General features: G+C 46.4%; 14 protein-coding genes. 8 read left to right on the plus strand and 6 right to left on the minus strand.

The features are described 5' to 3' along the window. Positions 1 to 218: 218 nt before the first annotated feature. Positions 219 to 1,595 carry an MATE family efflux transporter gene (locus ACF8CV_RS14660; protein ID WP_023584323.1) on the minus strand — a complete coding sequence of 459 codons (1,377 nt, stop codon included), beginning with the start codon at positions 1,593 to 1,595 and terminating at the stop codon, positions 219 to 221. Positions 1,596 to 1,689: 94 nt separating this feature from the next. On the opposite strand from ACF8CV_RS14660, the gene ACF8CV_RS14665 reads away from it, so the two are divergent. Further along, positions 1,690 to 3,168: a DUF2867 domain-containing protein gene (locus ACF8CV_RS14665; RefSeq protein WP_208871020.1), complete on the plus strand. Its 1,479-nt coding sequence runs from the start codon at positions 1,690 to 1,692 to the stop codon at positions 3,166 to 3,168. Here the strand turns inward: ACF8CV_RS14665 and ACF8CV_RS14670 are convergent. Both ACF8CV_RS14670 and ACF8CV_RS14675 read right to left on the minus strand, forming a co-directional pair. Beyond that, positions 3,125 to 3,709, minus strand: a complete 585-nt coding sequence (locus ACF8CV_RS14670; RefSeq protein ID WP_023585476.1) for a NapC/NirT family cytochrome c — start codon at positions 3,707 to 3,709, stop codon at positions 3,125 to 3,127. The two genes, ACF8CV_RS14665 and ACF8CV_RS14670, sit on opposite strands and share 44 nt — an antisense overlap. A 22-nt stretch (positions 3,710 to 3,731) precedes the next feature. Next, entirely contained in the window at positions 3,732 to 4,355 is a 624-nt protein-coding gene (locus ACF8CV_RS14675; protein WP_023585475.1) for a c-type cytochrome, read from the minus strand. A gap of 452 nt (positions 4,356 to 4,807) precedes the next feature. On the opposite strand from ACF8CV_RS14675, the gene ACF8CV_RS14680 reads away from it, so the two are divergent. From ACF8CV_RS14680 to ACF8CV_RS14690, 3 genes are read left to right on the plus strand one after another with little or no spacing between them, the layout of a single operon-like run. Then, positions 4,808 to 7,072 (plus strand): OmcA/MtrC family decaheme c-type cytochrome, encoded by a 2,265-nt coding sequence (locus ACF8CV_RS14680; protein ID WP_023585474.1) that lies wholly within the window; start codon positions 4,808 to 4,810, stop codon positions 7,070 to 7,072. Positions 7,073 to 7,125: 53 nt separating this feature from the next. Next, on the plus strand, positions 7,126 to 8,106 hold the full coding sequence (locus ACF8CV_RS14685) for a DmsE family decaheme c-type cytochrome (RefSeq protein WP_208871021.1): 981 nt from the start codon (positions 7,126 to 7,128) through the stop codon (positions 8,104 to 8,106). 9 nt (positions 8,107 to 8,115) lie between these two features. Then, complete coding sequence (locus ACF8CV_RS14690; protein ID WP_208871022.1) at positions 8,116 to 10,098, plus strand: MtrB/PioB family decaheme-associated outer membrane protein; 1,983 nt, start codon at positions 8,116 to 8,118, stop codon at positions 10,096 to 10,098. A gap of 86 nt (positions 10,099 to 10,184) precedes the next feature. Here ACF8CV_RS14690 and ACF8CV_RS14695 read toward each other — a convergent pair whose 3' ends face one another. From ACF8CV_RS14695 to rsuA, 3 genes are all read right to left on the minus strand, one after another. Further along, positions 10,185 to 10,844 (minus strand): DUF2913 family protein, encoded by a 660-nt coding sequence (locus ACF8CV_RS14695; protein WP_005462414.1) that lies wholly within the window; start codon positions 10,842 to 10,844, stop codon positions 10,185 to 10,187. Continuing rightward, positions 10,844 to 12,046 (minus strand): Bcr/CflA family multidrug efflux MFS transporter, encoded by a 1,203-nt coding sequence (locus ACF8CV_RS14700; protein ID WP_005462380.1) that lies wholly within the window; start codon positions 12,044 to 12,046, stop codon positions 10,844 to 10,846. The genes ACF8CV_RS14695 and ACF8CV_RS14700 overlap by 1 nt, the downstream gene beginning before the upstream one ends. Positions 12,047 to 12,478: 432 nt before the next feature. Then, the gene (rsuA, locus tag ACF8CV_RS14705; RefSeq protein WP_020840423.1) at positions 12,479 to 13,180 is read right to left on the minus strand and encodes a 16S rRNA pseudouridine(516) synthase RsuA; all 702 of its coding nucleotides are present in this window, start codon (positions 13,178 to 13,180) and stop codon (positions 12,479 to 12,481) included. 121 nt (positions 13,181 to 13,301) lie between these two features. On the opposite strand from rsuA, the gene ACF8CV_RS14710 reads away from it, so the two are divergent. The 4 genes from ACF8CV_RS14710 (at position 13,302) to ACF8CV_RS14725 (ending at position 17,628) form a co-directional block, all read left to right on the plus strand. Continuing rightward, entirely contained in the window at positions 13,302 to 15,053 is a 1,752-nt protein-coding gene (locus ACF8CV_RS14710; protein ID WP_138937443.1) for a DEAD/DEAH box helicase, read from the plus strand. Positions 15,054 to 15,185: 132 nt separating this feature from the next. Further along, on the plus strand, positions 15,186 to 15,611 hold the full coding sequence (locus ACF8CV_RS14715) for a PepSY domain-containing protein (protein WP_005495629.1): 426 nt from the start codon (positions 15,186 to 15,188) through the stop codon (positions 15,609 to 15,611). Between the two features lie 18 nt (positions 15,612 to 15,629). Then, positions 15,630 to 16,289, plus strand: coding sequence for a response regulator transcription factor (locus ACF8CV_RS14720; RefSeq protein WP_005478918.1), 660 nt, complete (start codon positions 15,630 to 15,632; stop codon positions 16,287 to 16,289). Continuing rightward, positions 16,279 to 17,628, plus strand: a complete 1,350-nt coding sequence (locus tag ACF8CV_RS14725; RefSeq protein WP_138937442.1) for an ATP-binding protein — start codon at positions 16,279 to 16,281, stop codon at positions 17,626 to 17,628. The genes ACF8CV_RS14720 and ACF8CV_RS14725 overlap by 11 nt, the downstream gene beginning before the upstream one ends. Positions 17,629 to 17,798: the final 170 nt, after the last annotated feature.

The raw sequence follows: 17,798 nt of genomic DNA on the forward strand, positions 1-17,798 counted from the left end.
CCTGTTAGTAGGAAGTATTTTGAATGCTTGATCACACTATGAGAGTACAAATGCAACTCGATTCACTTTCTACAACAGATTTTGTTGACGTTATAAGCAGATTTTTGCAGCAATTTTTCTAGCTATAGCAAGCAAAAAACTTGAAACGGCTGCAAAATGCGAAATATAAGCAAACTATGAACGAGATTTATTAGAAACTTCAACCAGCTTCAATATCGCTACTTTTCAATTAAGTTTTTCATCCATTTTTTGCTCTTCATTCGAGGCAAACAGATACACCACTTCACTACCTCTTCAGTGAGGAAAAGTAGATACACCCACTGTGGTTCCCACCCCAAATATATCGCTGCAAACGCAGCGAGCGGAATACCGATTATCCATTGAGCAAACACATCTTGATACAGGCAGAATTTCACATCTCCACCAGCACGAAGACCCCCCACAATGACCATCATAGGCACTGAGCGCAATATGACACCAAGTGCCAGAATCACCATGAACTGCTCTGCCAAATGACGAGTCTCGGCGCTCAATGCACTGAACGCATCGAGTATGAGCTTATTGGTGAAAAATAGAAGTACCGCAACACCGAAAGCAATCAGGACATTCAAGATTACCGTCGCCCAAGCTTGGTAATACACAGGTTCAAAGTTTTTCGCGCCGAGTTGGTTACCCACTAAAACCGCAGCCGCGTTCGATAGGCCAATCATCATAGCGAGAGCAATCGACTCAACGGGCGTCATCACCGACAACGCTGCCAATCCTTGCACGCCAGCTTGTCCCATGATCGCGTGGTAAGCAAACAGCCCTCCAGCCCAAGCGAGAAAGTTGAACGTCGTGGGTAAAGATAAGCTAAGAAAACGAGTGATTTTGTCCAACACTAAGCTGGCACGAATATCGCACCAACCAAAGGCGATAATGTGTTTTTTCAACCACAAATAACCAAATAAACAACCAACTTCAATGGCTCCACTGATCACCGTTGCAATTGCGGCACCGGTAATACCAAGGGCAGGGAAGCCTAGGTGACCGAAAATCAACACCCAGTTTAAAAACACGTTAGAGAGAATACCGATGCCGCTAAAGAAAGTACTCAACCCTGGTTGATGCATAGCACGTAACCCCACCGCCATACTGGCAACACACGCCACTGCGAACATACTGGCTGATGAAATTACCAAGTAGCTTGACCCAAGCTCAATCACCTCTTGGGAGTCCGTGGTCAAGCCCATGATTGGCTGCGGGAAAAAGACGAATAAACAAACGGCCAGCGCGGCAAACACCATCGCAATCATCCAAGTCAGCGACGTACTTTGTCTTACACCAATTTTGTCTCCCGCTCCCCAGTACTGCGCGGTAAGCAGTGCGCCACCCGTGGTCACCCCAACTAACATGATGGTGGTAACAAACGTCGCTCGAGCTGCGACTCCCACAGCGGCAATTTCGGCTTCACCAAGTTGCCCTAGCATCAATACATCGACTAGGCTTCGGCTGGAAAACATAATGCTTTGCAGCGTGATGGGAAGTGCTATTGCGAACAATCGACGCAAAAAGGCTTTATCTGCGTGAGTTGAAAGTTGAGATAGAAAAGTCACGAGCACTCCAACGACAACTTATTGATAGAATGGGAAAAGTGTCTCATGATTATACCCAGCGGTGATTTTTCCACCAGCAATAAAAGGACGGATAATGAAAAAGGTGTTGGTATTAGGTGCCTCTGGTTACATTGGTTCTCAGCTTCTTCCTCAACTGCTCGACAAAGGTTACAGCGTAACCGCAACATCTCGACATATTGATTATTTGGAGTCTAGGACTAGCCCACATCCCAACCTCACACTGACTTACTTAGACTTGGCGGACGCAGAAAGTACACTTTCATTAGTTGATGACTTTGATTTGGTGTTCTTTCTGGTGCACGGCATGGCACAAGGTGATGATTTTGTTGAATACGAATTGAACCTTGCTTTGAACTTTAAATACGCATTGGAGCAAAGCCGTGTCAAACACGTTATTTATTTAAGTGCCATACAGCCACAAACTGGAAACTCGCGCCATTTAGCCGCTCGTAAAGCCACTGGAAAGATCATTCGACAATCTGGTGTTCCGGTGACAGAGTTACGTGCTGGCGTCATCATTGGTCCCGGCTCCGCCGCTTTCGAGATCATGCGAGATTTTGTCTACAACTTACCTATTTTGATTGCGCCTAAATGGGTCGACTCAAAAGCCAACCCCATCGCCCTACCCAACCTCAATCACTATTTATTGCAGTTGGCCGAAGCATCACCCCCAGAAGAAAGCCAAATTTATGAAGTTGGTGGGCCAGATACACTCAGCTACCGCGAGCAATTTAAAATCATTTGCCGAATCACCAACAAGCCTTATCGGCTGTGGTCGACACCGTTGCTTACACCCAAAATGGCATCGTACTGGCTCGGTTTGGTCACCTCTGTGCCAGCAAACATCGGCAAAGCATTACTCGCAGGGTTAGAGCATGACTACATCGCCGATTCCAAAGCGATTGAAGCACGATTTCCGCAAACGCTGATCAGCTACGAGCAAGCGGTATCCGATACCATCCAAGATGAAGGCACGTTTGTGCGCAGTAATGTTTGGGGCTTTGAGCCAGCGGCACTTCGTCGATGGCAGCCGGGGTATGGCTACTACCCTAAACAAGCCGGTGCGAGCATAAAAACTCAAGCCTCTGCTGCGGCATTATGGAAAGTGGCTCAAAAAATCGGGAGTCGTGAAAAAGGCTATTACTTTGCCAACATTTTGTGGCGCACACGCGAATGGCTCGACATCTTTTTTGGTGGTGGGAAACCGATTCGCGTTTCTCCTCCGGGGCCGGAGCTCAAAGTCGGCGATTATATAGACTCTTGGAAAGTGATTCGCTGCGAGGAAGATCAGTTCCTCTCACTGTTTTTTGGGATGAAAGGCCCAGGGCTTGGACGTTTAGAAATTACCATCAAAGACTATGGTGATGAACGAGAACTGGATATCACCGCTTGGTGGCACCCACAGGGATTTCTCGGGCTGCTTTACTGGTTTGCCATGATGCCAGCCCATCTATTCATATTCAAAGGCATGGTCAAAGCCATCGCGAAAGAAGCCGAAAGTATCAGTGTTACTCCTCAGGTGGGACAGTCTCTGGAGAATCTAGAGAAATAGGCAGGTGATGAGCAATCCCCGCATGGCAATCAATGCACGATTGCTCTCGACTTTCCATCATCTGATGTCGACGCGCAACGGTTCGTCCTTGCGCTTCGAAATCCATCTTGTCAACAGAATGGCAATATCGACACTGTTTTGATTTATTCTCGATAAACTGCTGTGTGACTTCAGCAGCCAACCTCGGACGATGCTCCGCCTCGAAATTCTCAAGTGTAATGTCACCAGTCAGTTTGTGATAGATGTCGGCTGTAGCGCCTATTTTCAATGCGATTTTAGCAAAAAACTCCCTAGGGACATGACAATCACTGCACGTAGCGGCAATCACACCCTGAGCATTTTTGAAGTGTGGGGATGCTTGGTACTCCTCAACTATCGTATCCATCCCAATATGGCAACTGTAACAAAACTCGTTGCGATTGGTGTAATCCATACCAAAGTGAAAAACACTGAGGGCCGCCCCACCAAGGATAAACGCCAATAAGCCACCAATTGGTATGCCGAGCATCCATTTTCTGTTTGGTTTACGCCATAAACTCATTGGTGTTCATCCCAAAGCAGCGCTAGCGATAACTCGCATAGTATTCTACGAGCGCGTTTAAATCATCGGCACTAAGCCCTTTGAACGCCTCATCCATTTTTTTATCAACGGAGCGTTTGCCTTGCTTAAACTGCTGTAACGTAGTGGCGAGATAGCCCTTCTGCTGACCAGCTAAAATCGAAGCTTCATCCAGAGCGTTACTGCCACCATCCGAATGACAGTTCTCGCAACTTTTCGCGTGGATAGCCTTACCTTTCATCGCTAACGCTTGATCGAAAGACTGCTTAGCAGGCACAAACTCAAGCCCAGCATAATGTTTTGCTAACTCTTCAATCTGCGCTTCAGATAAAGATGTGACTATCGTCACCATGTCGCCTTTTTGGCTCGTGTCTCCGTATACGTGATTAACCGAAGCTGAGGGTCTGCCCTCAAGGTAACGCAACATCTGGTCGAAAAAGTTGAACTCGGGAATCCCTGCGATGGTCGGAATATTCGTGTCTGAGCTAACACCGTTTGGCCCATGACAAGCTTCACATTCATGTTGTGAAATTAGCTCACTTGGTGACGCTAAACTGTGGGAGGCCAAAACTGAGCTAATGGCTAACACCGAGGAAAATTTTAGAGATAATTTAATTAGTTGGTGCATATTAGACTGACTCCGTAGTAATTATCTTTGTTAATCAAAACCAGACAGCGAATAAACGATAAGAAAATCATTTTATAAACGCGACTTAAAACCAACGATATCCAAGATAAAAATATTAAGCCGTCAACCATTTAAAGTAGCGTAGTTCAATACCCTTACTTTTTCTGCACCGACCTCTTCAAGAACAACAAACCTCAATACAAATAATTGATTTAAAAACACAATAATTTAAAACCCAAAATTCACGCATAGAAAAAGCGGTTTATTTTCATAATATTTCATATTGCGTCTATACTCTTACAAGCCATGTATTTCGATTTATTCAAGCGATGTAAATATGGATATTTTGCTTTTGGCTTGAATACAAAATTAATATTTCAATCAATTGCTTATTGAGATATTTAACCATTCCAACGCAATCCCACTTACTTTAGGACGAATCGAGAGGGACTATGAACGGTTTAAAGTCGATCGCTACATTAATATTTTTTATTTTACTGCTCACCGGATGTGGTCCAGACAGCAAAAACGATCAGAATACATCACCACCTGCACTTGGTGATTTCGAAATCAGTGTTTCCGAGCCATCATTGGTCACTCAAGAAACCGGAGAAACCAAACTGGTGGTCGATTTTACCGTCAAAGACGGCAGTGGCAGATCTCATGAGCTAGACGAAACGAAAGACTTTCGCATCGCACTTCTTAAAGCAATGCCCTCTCGTGTCGATACACAAAATTCGAGCGATCCAGCCTTTGCCTTCAATGGGCGTCATGGCAATACCTATTGGAAGAGTTTCCATCACTCAAGTAATACCACAAATAACCGTGCCAGCATGGAGAGTGTTTGGGATGGAACACTAGTAAAAACAGACGAAGGGTATCGCTACACGTTTGCCATTCCTGACGTTTTAAAAGTGTCCGATCCTTATACTGCCGACTCTTCTAGCAACAACGGTTTTATCGCTTGGGATGCGGATAAACTCCACCGAATCGTCATGGCGTATGGCGAGCAAGGCAACGGTTTTACCTACGTGTTTGAATGGGTGCCGCAAGAAAGTTCAGATGCAGTGGTCTCCCGCAATGTGATTGAAACTGGCACGTGTGAAAACTGTCATATGGGCGAACCGCTTCATCATGGACCGGGCTATCGCTCAATTGATAACAACATTGCCGTTTGTACCGCTTGCCACAATGACAGTAATCCTGGCGCTGCGCCAGCCAGACGCCCTCTCGCTGCCGTTGTTCATCAATACCACGGTAATGTTTTCAAATTAGGTAGCGACAGAAATAACACCGATACTTACAAACAGCCTGTCGACGAGAATGACGTGCTCGTTACCGACATCAATGGTTTAGTCATTGAAGGCAACCCTTTCCCGCAAGATGCCCGCAACTGTACAACCTGCCATTCAACCGATGTCGCGAAAGCATCAGACGCCAACAATTGGTTTGAACACCCAAGCCAAGTTGCCTGTGAGACCTGTCACTTGTACCGAGACAGAGGCGCGCATGATAACCAAATCGGTACGGCTTGGATAAGAAACGGCGAGCCACAAAACTCCTGCTCGGGCTGTCACCGACCTTATGACCGAGATGACAATGGAGATCCAATCATCGGCCAAGACGCAAGCCGAAGTGCTAAAACGGTTCACGTAATGCGTTTAGAGAATCTTGCAAAGGCACGTGATTCGCTTGAAATCAACGTTGAAAGCGCTCGATTTATTGATGACCAGTTTGAGGTTGAACTAAGAGTGTCGAAAGCGGGCTCAGGTATTGGATCCATCAACGAACTGACCCCTTTCATTAATGAACATGGGCACCTCAATTTGTTGCTGAACTGGGATAACGGCCAAGGCCCGATGGTCGCAAACAACAGTCTCAACGTCGCCGATGATGGCGCACTTGGTGACGGCTGTGAGGCTCAAGGAGAAGGCCTATTCTTGTGTCATAAAGACTTCACTGACGCTGCGATTAAGCCAATCTCCAACTCTACGTTGACGGTTAACATCGCCGACATGCCACTTTGTGCCAACCGTAGAGATGGCGAGCTCGCCGAATGCGTCACGTTTGAAGGCATCGATCTTATCAAATCGCCTTTCGTCATTGCCGCCAATAACGCATCTGGCTCGTTTGATGTGTCTGGCATCAACAAGCAACACAAACTGCCAGTGGGCGCGGACATTTCATCGTGTAACGATTGTCACAAAGAGCTGACTATCCATAAGCTCGGTGAGCATCCACATGCCGCCACCGACTTCCAACAATGTAAAAATTGCCATAACTCTGAACGTTCTGCGTTTTATCCTGGAATGGCGGCTGATCTGAAGTACCACGTGCACTCATTCCATGCCTTTGGCTCCGCTCATAGCGGTGAAGCGCCTTTCCCTGGCGCAGTCAACAACTGTGAGGCCTGCCATACCAATGCTCAATACAACTTACCTAGCCAACAAAATACGCGCCCTTCTCTTGCGAGTGGTAAATACTTTAGTCCTGCATTAGTCGCCTGTGGCGCGTGTCACTTAGAGTCATCTTTAGCTAATGCTGACCCGGATACTGTGGCAGGAGATGCGCCTCTGAACCATATGCTGAATCACGGCGCGGTATTTGGAGCAGACACAGCAGCACAAGCCATGGGCTCCGAACAATGTGCGACTTGCCATGCCATTGGTCAGTCACAAGGGGTAGATAAGGTTCACAAGGTATACGACTACCGTTGAATTCGTCATTGAACACAATGCTTTGACAATTAAGGATAAGAAAAGGAAGAGCTATGAAAGCAATGTTTCTGCGGTGGTTGGTAGCTGGGATACTTGGGTTAGGCGTCATCTTCACCGTCAGTTCGGAAGATGTCGCCAAGCCAGAACCCGAGGCGGCGACGTTAACTCAAGAAGAAATTGAAACCATATTAGACACCAAGTTTTCCGAGGGGAAATATTCACGCCGCGGACCAGATGGCTGCCTTCGTTGCCATGACGATACATCAGACAAACCTGCTACGGGTATTTTCGACAACATTCATGGCAAGTCCGCAAACCTGCATGGGCCAATGAATGATAAACGGTGTGAAGCATGCCATGGCCCAGCGAACAATCACGAACGCAATCCACGAAAAGGACAAGTTCGTGAACCGATGATCACTTTTGGGCCAAACTCCCCTGTTCCGGCCGAAAAGCAAAACAGCGTGTGTTTATCTTGTCACCAAGATGCGAAACGCTCGACTTGGCATAGTAGCGAGCACGCTTTTGAAGGGCTGTCTTGTGCAAGCTGTCACCAACTGCATCAAAAAGACGATCCGATGATGGTTGCCGAAATGCAAGCAGACAAATGCACCGATTGTCACTCCCGCACCAAATCGGATATCCACAAACGCAGTCGTCATCCTATTATCGACGGCGTCATGACTTGTTCTAGCTGCCACAATCCACATCAGACATTAAATGAAGCGAGCTTGAACTGGTCAACCGTCAATAACGCTTGTTACGAGTGTCATGCGGAAAAACGCGGCCCATTTTTATGGGAGCATGAGCCAGTAACTGAAGATTGCACATCCTGCCACACACCTCATGGTTCAGTGAACAAAGCCCTGCTCAATAAACGACTGCCAATGCTATGTCAGGAATGTCACCGTGTGCCACATGCAAACGTAGCCATTCCTGAAAACGACTTGAGAGTGCGCGGCGGAAGTTGTTTAAACTGCCACAATCAAGTGCATGGCTCTAACCACCCACGTGGTCAAACATTAAGTTATTAGGAGGGAGGCATGAAACTATCTCAACTGTGCATCGCTATTTCCCTTGCTTTTGCTGCGCAAGCGCACGCCAACGATTATTCGTTACAACGTTCTCAGCCAGCCGACACTAGCCGCTGGCAGTGCAGTGAATGCAGCAGCGACGGCACATGGAGTGGAGAAGTCAGCGCGGGCGTCGGTTACCTTAACAACGACGGTTCCTCTCGATTCTATAATTGGAATCCGCCCGTTTACGGTACAAACTCTGACAATAAGCACTTTAACGCTAGCCTAAACGCCGATATCGAACAATATGAAGACGATGGATTCTACAATCGAATCGTCGTCGAAGATCTTGGTTTGCAACGCTTCTTACTGCAGTGGGAAATAGGCCAGTACGACGGATTACGTATCCTCGGCAGCTACAGTGAAACTCCGTATTTCTGGAATCAGTCCTCACTCAGTGCGTATCATCCAAGAGAAGATGCACTCGTTAGTGGTGACCTATCGAAATATGAAAACTCAGTGACGCGAGAGACGTTTAAGTTAGAACTCAAGTACACACCACATACGCCATGGAAGCCATATGCATCCATGAAGCACGAACGTAAAGAAGGCACAACTTCGCTCTATTCATCGACCATTCCGGGTTACGCCAACGCGCCTGGATTCATACCCAAAGCCGTCGATCATGAAACCTTAAATACTCAAGTAGGAGTGAGCTACATTGAAGATTTTTGGCTGGTGGATATTGCGTATCGCGGCTCGTTTTTCCGCAATGACAAGTCCGCACTCTATTACGGCGGCATTACCAACCCTTACGCCAACCACATCGCGTATGAGCCTGACAACGACTTTCACCAGTTTGCTGTCACAGGGAATTATCGGTTGAATCAACAAACGTTCAGTGGCCGCTTACTTTGGTCACAGACGTCTTCTGAAGGCGGGTTAAATCCGTTTCCGCAGTCCCCCGTTAACTCCAATACATTCCATGGCGAAACCAACACTTGGCAAATGAGCGCGGATTACCACAACAAGCTTTCGCGAGACACAGCTTTCGCCATTTCTGCTGACTATTCAGACAAAGACGATAACTCCGATAGAAACACCATCATCGGCTCTACAAGAGAAAAATACGACCACACAAAAACCAAACTGGAAACAACGTTAACGCATCGTGTTGCGTCTGATGTGAAGGTGAATGCGGGTTATCACTTCAAACAAGACGAGCGAAGCTATGCCGACCGAAAACGTACCGATGAACAACGCGTTTTTGTTGGTGCTCAGTACAGGCCAAACAGTCCGTGGCAATTAGGCGGTAAAGTCTCCTACTCTTTCCGCGATGGCTCTGATTGGCAGGACGACAGCAACGACTCGCCTAATTTGCGCCAATACTATTTAGCCGACAAAGAGAGGATTGAGCTCCGTGGCGACGGCAGTTATGACATGACAGACGATGTCCAGCTACTTGCAGAACTTTGGTACGGAAATGATGACTATGCAAAACCTGATATTGGTTTAAGCGAAGGGGAAGATTACGGCTACGACCTCAGCCTCAACTTCAATTTACTCGACGGATTAAGCGGGCATGTTTTTTACAATCAACAGATCATCCGCTCCGAGCAACAACAAGCAAACTCTGACGTTGTCGGCTGGAATCGCTACACCACCAAGCTCAAAGATGACATCACAACCATTGGTTTTGGTGTGAGTAAAGAGCGACTGCTGGACGACAAACTTTCTATCTCATTTGATTACAGCTACAGCCAAGCGGACAGTAAATCTTCAACCACATCTGGTGGTTACCAATATCCTGATAACGAGGCGAACTCGTATCGATTTGAAGTCATCGCTGACTATGAAGTATCTGAAAATCAAAACGTGCAGCTTAACCTTCGTTATGAAGACTACTCAGAAGAGGATTACTTGTTTAACAACGAAACAGGAACGATGGGCGACGTTTTGCAAAGCTATGAAGGTCTGTATGGCGGCGTCTATTGGAAATATCGCTTTTAAGCACAGTGTGACGTAACAAAAAAAGCATCAGACGTTTCAAGCGCCTGATGCTTTCGTATTTAAAGTCTACTGCTGTGAGAAGTTGATTAAGCTTGGAAGCTCAAAGGAATCTCAGCCAATTGGTTACCTTCGTTTGCAGGGAAGATAAGGTACTCACCGTGGTATTTCACCATCGATTTGTAGTCCGTCACTTTATGCACCATAAAGCCCGCTTGCGCTGCTTTCTCAACAAACTCAGCATGGTTGCCACGCACAAACCAGCTCATCGGTTTAACGAGCAACTCGCCGTCGAAGCAGCTTTCGCATTGGTCTGCACATAGTGCCAAAGAATTTTGACCTTCCGTGAAGATTTGGATTTTGCCACAACCAACCAATTGTTCAGAGGTAGAAACCTCCCAACCCGCTTGCTCCATTACGTCCAAAAAAGCTTCGACGTCAGAGTCTTTGATCACTTTTGAATCTTCACCTTCAGGGAAGAATTGCGCGTAGAAAGCAGAAATACGTTTGAAGATAAACAACAAACCAGCGTCATTCCCCTTTGAACGACCTGCCTTTTGCCAACGAGTTAAGTCATCGCCGACCGTTCGACCAAAACGCTGAGATTTCAGAGCTTTTGTTACCCAACGAACAAGATAGTGGTTGTTCGCCACTGGCGCATTGGCCAACTTGCCAGAACGATGCTCCTGCTCCAGTTCATTCAGAGCAGAGTTAACCAAGTTTTGAATTTCTTTGGTGTAATTCGACATTACGCCTTTCTTCCTAAAGTCCAATAAAACAGTGCTGAAAGCACAGAACAAGCAAACATAACGATGATCATAGGCCACGCAACATTACCTGGTAGTGATGCCACCAGCGCGCCAACCAATGAGCCGATACCGAATCTTAACGTCCCCGCCAGAGACGATGCCGTACCCGCCATTGATGGGTAGCCACTTAAAAGCAGCGCCATCGCATTACTACCTATCGTCGACAATGTGCCGATAAACAGCACAACAAAAGGCACGATGCCCCACAATCCGAAGTCCATCAACCAACTTACGAACAGACCAATACCCGCCAAAAGTTGCACGAACAACCCAAAACGAAGCATGGCATGAGAGCCCACTTTTTTCACCAAACGACCGTTAATGCTGGTCATGATGATCATCGCCACAATGTTCAAACCGAATAAGTAACCAAATTGGTCAGGTCGAACACCGTATAAATCAATATAAACAAACGAACCCGCAGTTAGGAATGCAAACATCCCCGAAAACGAGAATGCACCAGACAACATCAAGCCCAACGCTTCAGAACTTGAACACAAACGGGCGTAGTTTTTTAATGTGGTGCGAAAACGCAATGGTTGGCGGTTTTCTGGTTTTAGCGTCTCCGGAATTTTCCAAAACACCAACAGAATGACAACCACAGCGAAAATGGCTAACACCCAAAAGATAGAGCGCCATCCGAACCAGATCGCAAGGTGACCGCCAATCATCGGCGCAACCAACGGGGCAATCGTGATAACTAATGTGACGAAAGACATTGCACGCGCAAAGTCTTCACGGTCAAACATGTCACGCACCACAGCTTGAATAATGACCGCCGCAGCCGCGCCAGCAAAACCTTGAGCGGTACGAACATAGGTTAACGCATCAATGCCGTTTGTGGTCGCACTCACCACTGCTGCTAATCCAAAGAAAAGCACACCCAAAATCAGTACAGGTCTGCGGCCAAAACTGTCGGCAAGCGGCCCATGAATTAACTGACCAATCGCAAAACCCGCCGTATAAGCCGTTAACGTAATTTGAACCGCACCAGGTGCAACGCCCAAATCTTTTGCGATGGTCGGCATTGCCGGTAGATACATGTCGATCGCCAATGGCGTTAGCGCGCCAATTGCACCGAGCACAAGAAACAGTAAAAAACTGATTTGAGATTGGGGAGCGCTTTGAGCTTTTTCTGTCATTCTTTTACCTCTAGTTGTGTCCTTGCCATCAGCCATTTCTTTTCAGAAACTAGCAAGGATGCTTCTCGTACCATTGAAAACAAAGCACAGTGCTTTGCTGACTCAATTTTCGAGGATCATAAGGACGAATGTTTACCAAGGTGGCCTTGACGAGCTCGACATAGAAAAGCGCATGATAACGATGCATGTTCACCCGATAATTGCGCGCAATAAACCAAAGATGACAGCATGATTGATTCACTACGAACGGATGTTTCGCGAGAAAAGTATGCGTGAGCCTGTGATAAAACACCGCGGCATATCACTGAGGTTAAGCATGCATACCGAAATTGTCTAGGCACGAAAACATTTTGGTAGGAATCGTCATTTTGAGCCAATTCCTACCAAAAGACTAGTTCCTGCTAGGAACTAAAGAATTTCCGAGAGCGACGATTAATTCCACACAGAATCCACTTCTTCTTGAGTCAGATAACGGTAATCACCCGGTTCTAGAGTGTCATCCAACACGATATCGCCGATTCGCTCACGATGAAGTAGTTCTACTTTGTTACCAAGTGCAGCAAACATGCGTTTCACTTGGTGGTACTTACCTTCAACGATAGTAAGCAGTACTTCGTTTTCTGCTTCATTCACGATCTCAAGGTGCGCTGGTAATGTCGCTTCGCGTTCGTTTCTCAACTCAATACCTTGCGCAAACTTTTCAACGTAATCAGGTTGAATCGCATCCGCTAGCCACACGCGGTATGTTTTTTCGCATTTGTGTTTCGGTGATGTAATACGGTGAGACCATTGGCCATCATCTGTAATCAACACCAAACCCGTCGTGTCCACATCTAAACGGCCAGCGAAGTGAAGGTTTTCGACTTTAGGTTCATCAAGCAATACAAAGGCCGTAGGGTTGTAACCATCTTCGTGTGAACAAACAAAATCCGCTGGTTTGTACAACATGATGTAGCGAGGCCCTGGCGCACCGACTTCTCGGCCATCCCATTCCACAACACCACCTTCTGGCACTTTGAATGAACCACTTTTTTGTACTTCGCCATCGACGAGCACTTCGCCACTTTTGATGATCTTTGTTGCCTGCTTGCGAGTCGCACCCAGAGCATCACACAAATACTTATCTAAACGCATGAATACCTCATTGAATTATACCCAAGTGATCTCCGAATTACGGTTCAAAGGTCACTTGGGTATAAAAGTCAGGTATTATAGCCTTCCTAGTTCGAATAGTTGAGCAATTTCACATATTTTCATGTACACACTTCGCCCATATCAAGCTGACTCTGTTAAAGCCGTTATTCATTACTTTCGCAAACATTCCACCCCCGCAGTGATCGTACTACCAACTGGTGCTGGGAAAAGCTTAGTTATTGCAGAACTGGCACGCCTTGCCAAAGGGCGTGTGCTGGTTTTGGCCCACGTAAAAGAGCTGGTGGAACAAAACCACGCGAAATATGAAGGCTACGGTTTGAAAGGCGCCATATTTTCGGCAGGATTAGGAAGAAAGGAAACCGACCAACAAGTGGTGTTTGCCTCGGTGCAATCGGTAGTGCGCAATTTGGACTCCTTCAAAAACCAGTTCTCACTTCTGGTTATCGATGAATGTCACCGTGTGCCAGACGATAAAAACAGCAGCTATCAAAAAGTGATTACGCACCTTCGAGAGCTCAACCCTGGCATCAAAGTTTTGGGCTTAACGGCAACACCCTATCGTTTAGGAATGGGATGGATTTATCAATACCACACCCGAGGTCAAGTACGCACTGAAGAGTCGCGCTTTTTCCGCGACTGCATTTTCGAGCTGCCGATCCGTTACTTGTTGGACGAAAACTTCCTCACCCCCGCACGCATGATGGATGCACCCGTTTTGTCTTACGACTTCTCGCAGCTGAAACCCGCTAATACCGGACGCTACAAAGAAGCGGAAATGGACATGGTTATCGACAAAGCCAAACGCGCCACTCCTCAGATTGTGGAGCAAATCATTCAATACGCGAGAGAGCGTAAAGGCGTGATGATCTTTGCTGCAACAGTTCGACATGCTCAAGAAATTCACGGCCTGCTGCCAGAAGGCGAAACCGCCATCGTCATTGGTGACACTCCAACGCCAGAGCGCGATGCGATCATTCAAGCTTTCAAAAATCGTGAAATCAAATACTTGGTGAATGTCTCTGTGTTAACCACCGGATTTGACGCGCCTCATGTGGATTTGATTGCCATCTTGCGCCCCACTGAATCGGTCAGCTTATATCAACAAATTGTTGGACGAGGTTTGCGTTTATCGGAAGGCAAAAATGAATGTCTGGTACTCGATTACGCGGGTAACAGCTACGATTTGTATCAGCCTGAAGTGGGAGATCCAAAACCCGACTCCACCAGCGAGATCATTACTATTCCTTGCCCCGCTTGCGGATTTAACAATAATTTCTGGGGTAAATTGGACAGCAATGGCTTTTTACTTGAACACTTTGGCCGACGCTGCCAAGGTTACTTTGAAGATGAAGACACGGACGAACGCGAACATTGTGGCTACCGTTTTCGTGCCAAATATTGCAGCGAATGTGGCGCAGATAATGATATTGCCGCTCGTATATGCCATGAATGTGATGCAACATTGGTCGACCCAGATAAGAAACTGAAAGAAGCACTGAATTTGAAAGACGCACTGATCTTCGAGTGCACAGAAATGGACTTGTCCGTGTTCAAATCAAATGACGGTAAATCACAGCTCAAAGTCACGTATTCGGGAGAACCATACCAAGGCGAAGGTCATGCGTTAGTTCATGAGTTTTGGTCATTAAACACCAAGAAACAGAAGCAAACTTTTAAAGATCAGTTTGTGCGCCCTCACCTTGCAGATAAACATCGCCCGTTTGAAGAAGCATCGCCTACACGAGTCGTCGCTAATCAACACCGTTTCCGTTTACCGCAGTTTGTCATTGCCAGAAAGTCTGGGCGCTTTTGGAAGTTGCGCGACAAGATTTTTGAAGATGAACTTAAATAACGCTCGATTCGCACCAGTGATTTTGCCAAGAGCAAAGTGAATGTGACTGAACCGACAGTTCACACGATGATTCACTTTCTGTTCATGTACAGCTAGATATAATTTTGCCAACTCTTCAGAAAAGGTTTTGCTATGTATAAACCAGTGACCTCTCAAAATCTTGCGTTGTTTTTCAGCCTCGCCCCGATGCTGCTTTCTGCACCAAGCTTCGCGCAGCAAAATGATATTTACACCACGCAAAATGGCCACGCCATCGTGCAAGATGTCGAAAAGCCCGGCACACGTATCGAATTTGATGAAGACCAAGATGAGGTCTACCGCGCCGTACAAAAAGGCTACATTCGCCCTTTCTCTGAGCTTTACGCGGCCGTCGAAAATGACCTTTATGGTCGCATCATCAAAGTCGAGCTTGAAGAAGATGACAATGAATGGGTTTACGAACTGAAAATACTCTTCAACAATAGTGTGTTGAAGGTCGAATATGACGCTGCCACATTGGAAATGCTGGAAGTAAAAGGTCGAAACTTCAATAAAGCTTTAAAACCACCACAAAACTAAATAATAAGAAACGCTGCCATGAAAATACTTGTTGTCGAAGATGATCCTCGTCTAGGCGAGCAAATTATCGAAACGTTGGAAAATAACGGTTGGGTACCTGAGCTATCACAAGATGGCATTGACGCGCTCTACCGAGCGACATCCGAAGAATGGGACGCGATTGTGCTCGACCTTGGTCTGCCGAAACTCGATGGCTTGACCGTTTTAAAGGGCATTCGAGATGAAAACATCAACACTCCGGTCGTGATCCTAAGTGCGCGTGATACCTTAACTCAACGAGTAGAAGGCCTAAACGCAGGCGCAGATGATTACCTGACTAAACCGTTTGAAATGGTTGAGCTTATCGCTCGTCTTCGCGCCCAACTGCGCAGAGCATCTGGTAACGCTTCCCCGGTCATGCAAATAGGCGATTTAAGCCTAGATACCAGAACCTCAAAAGTGATGTGGCAAGGCCAAGCAGTGAGCTTAACAGCGCTGGAATATAAAGTAGTCGCTTACTTTATGCATAATCCTGAAAAAGTCATTTCACGCACGGAGCTTGTGGAGCACATTTACAAGCAAGACTTTGATCGTGACTCCAACACGATTGAAGTATTTATCGGTCGTATTCGTAAGAAAATCGCCCCAAAAATCATCAAAACCGTGCGTGGCTTAGGGTATCAACTGAATGCCGAATAAGAACAAACTGCCGCTGCATGCCTTAAAGCGCTTAAGTATCAAAAGCCGATTGGTGTTGGCGGCGGTTGTATGGCTCACAGCCATGATCCTTGCTGCGGGTGTCACCATTCCTACCCAAGTTTATAACTATATGGTGGACGACACGCGCTCCCAACTGAGCATCTTTATGGATGAAATCGCTGCTCAATTGGAAGTCGATCATACAGGCCATCTTTCGTTAGCAGCTCAACTGTCGGATCCTCGCTTTAGTCGCCCGTACAGCGGTTTATATTGGAGCGCATCGACAGACACAAGCCTCGAACGCTCTCGCTCGTTGTGGGATAAAAGAATCGAGTATAAAGGACTCGATAAAGATGCTTATGGTGCAAGAGACGAAAAACTGATTACTCTGGAAAAAGCGCTATATCTACCCGACTACGATGGTCCAATTCATATCATCGTAGGTATCGACGAAGAGCCAATAAAAAGCACACTGCAAACCCTTATTGGTCAACTCTGGCTAATTCTAGGATTGTTGTTTGCTGGCGTTCTGACTGTCATTCTCTTGCAAATCGTTTGGTCATTGAGTCCACTAACTAAACTGCAAAAAGAGCTGGCAGAGCTCAAAGCTGGAAATAAAAAGAGTTTAGAAGAAACTTATCCGAAAGAGATTTCGCCGCTTATTTCTGACCTCAATGCTCTTCTTTTCCACTATCAGGAGTTACTGGAACGTGCGCGTAACCACGCGGGTAATTTGTCACACGCACTTAAAACGCCGCTATCTGTGTTAAAAAATGAAGTGCAAACGCTAGAGCCCAAAACGCAAGCACGCTTAAGCGCCCCACTCAACCAGATTCAAGATCACATCGACTATCATTTAGGTCGCGCTCGAATGGCGGGTTCCATGAACATCCTTTCTGTCAAAGCCAATCCAGCAGAGCGAGTGGATGCTATCTCAATGGCGTTCGATAAAGTCTATATCGAGCGAGACATCACCTTAATTAATGAGCTTGATTCTGAGTTGAATGTTGCAGTTGAAAAAACCGACCTCGACGAAATGATCGGTAACTTGCTTGAAAATGGCTATAAATGGGCAAATAGCATGATTCGCGTCCACTCTACTCTGGATAAAGAGAGTATCCACCTGATTATCGAAGACGATGGGCCTGGAATCCCTCAAGCGCAATTAGGCCAAGTCATCAAACGTGGTGTCAGATTAGACGAAACAACGCCAGGTTCTGGGCTCGGTTTAAATATTGTGAGTGAAATGGCGCACAGCTATCGAGGCCTACTGGCTTTAGAAAAGAGCAAAATGGGTGGTTTAAAAGCCACATTAACGTTGCACCGTAGCCGTACTTAAAACGAATCACTAAAGACTCTTTTTCATCGGTAAACGCTAATCAAACCGATGAAAATAGAAGCGATACGAGCATTTTTCACGCTAAGTGATGAAAACCATCAACTTCGGATCCGCCAAATGATGTGTTTTTATTGATTTAGATACGATTTGGGTTGCCCAATTCTAAGTGG

The organism is Vibrio sp. zbq_1, from assembly GCF_043102935.1.
Taxonomy (GTDB): Bacteria; Pseudomonadota; Gammaproteobacteria; order Enterobacterales; family Vibrionaceae; genus Vibrio; species Vibrio parahaemolyticus.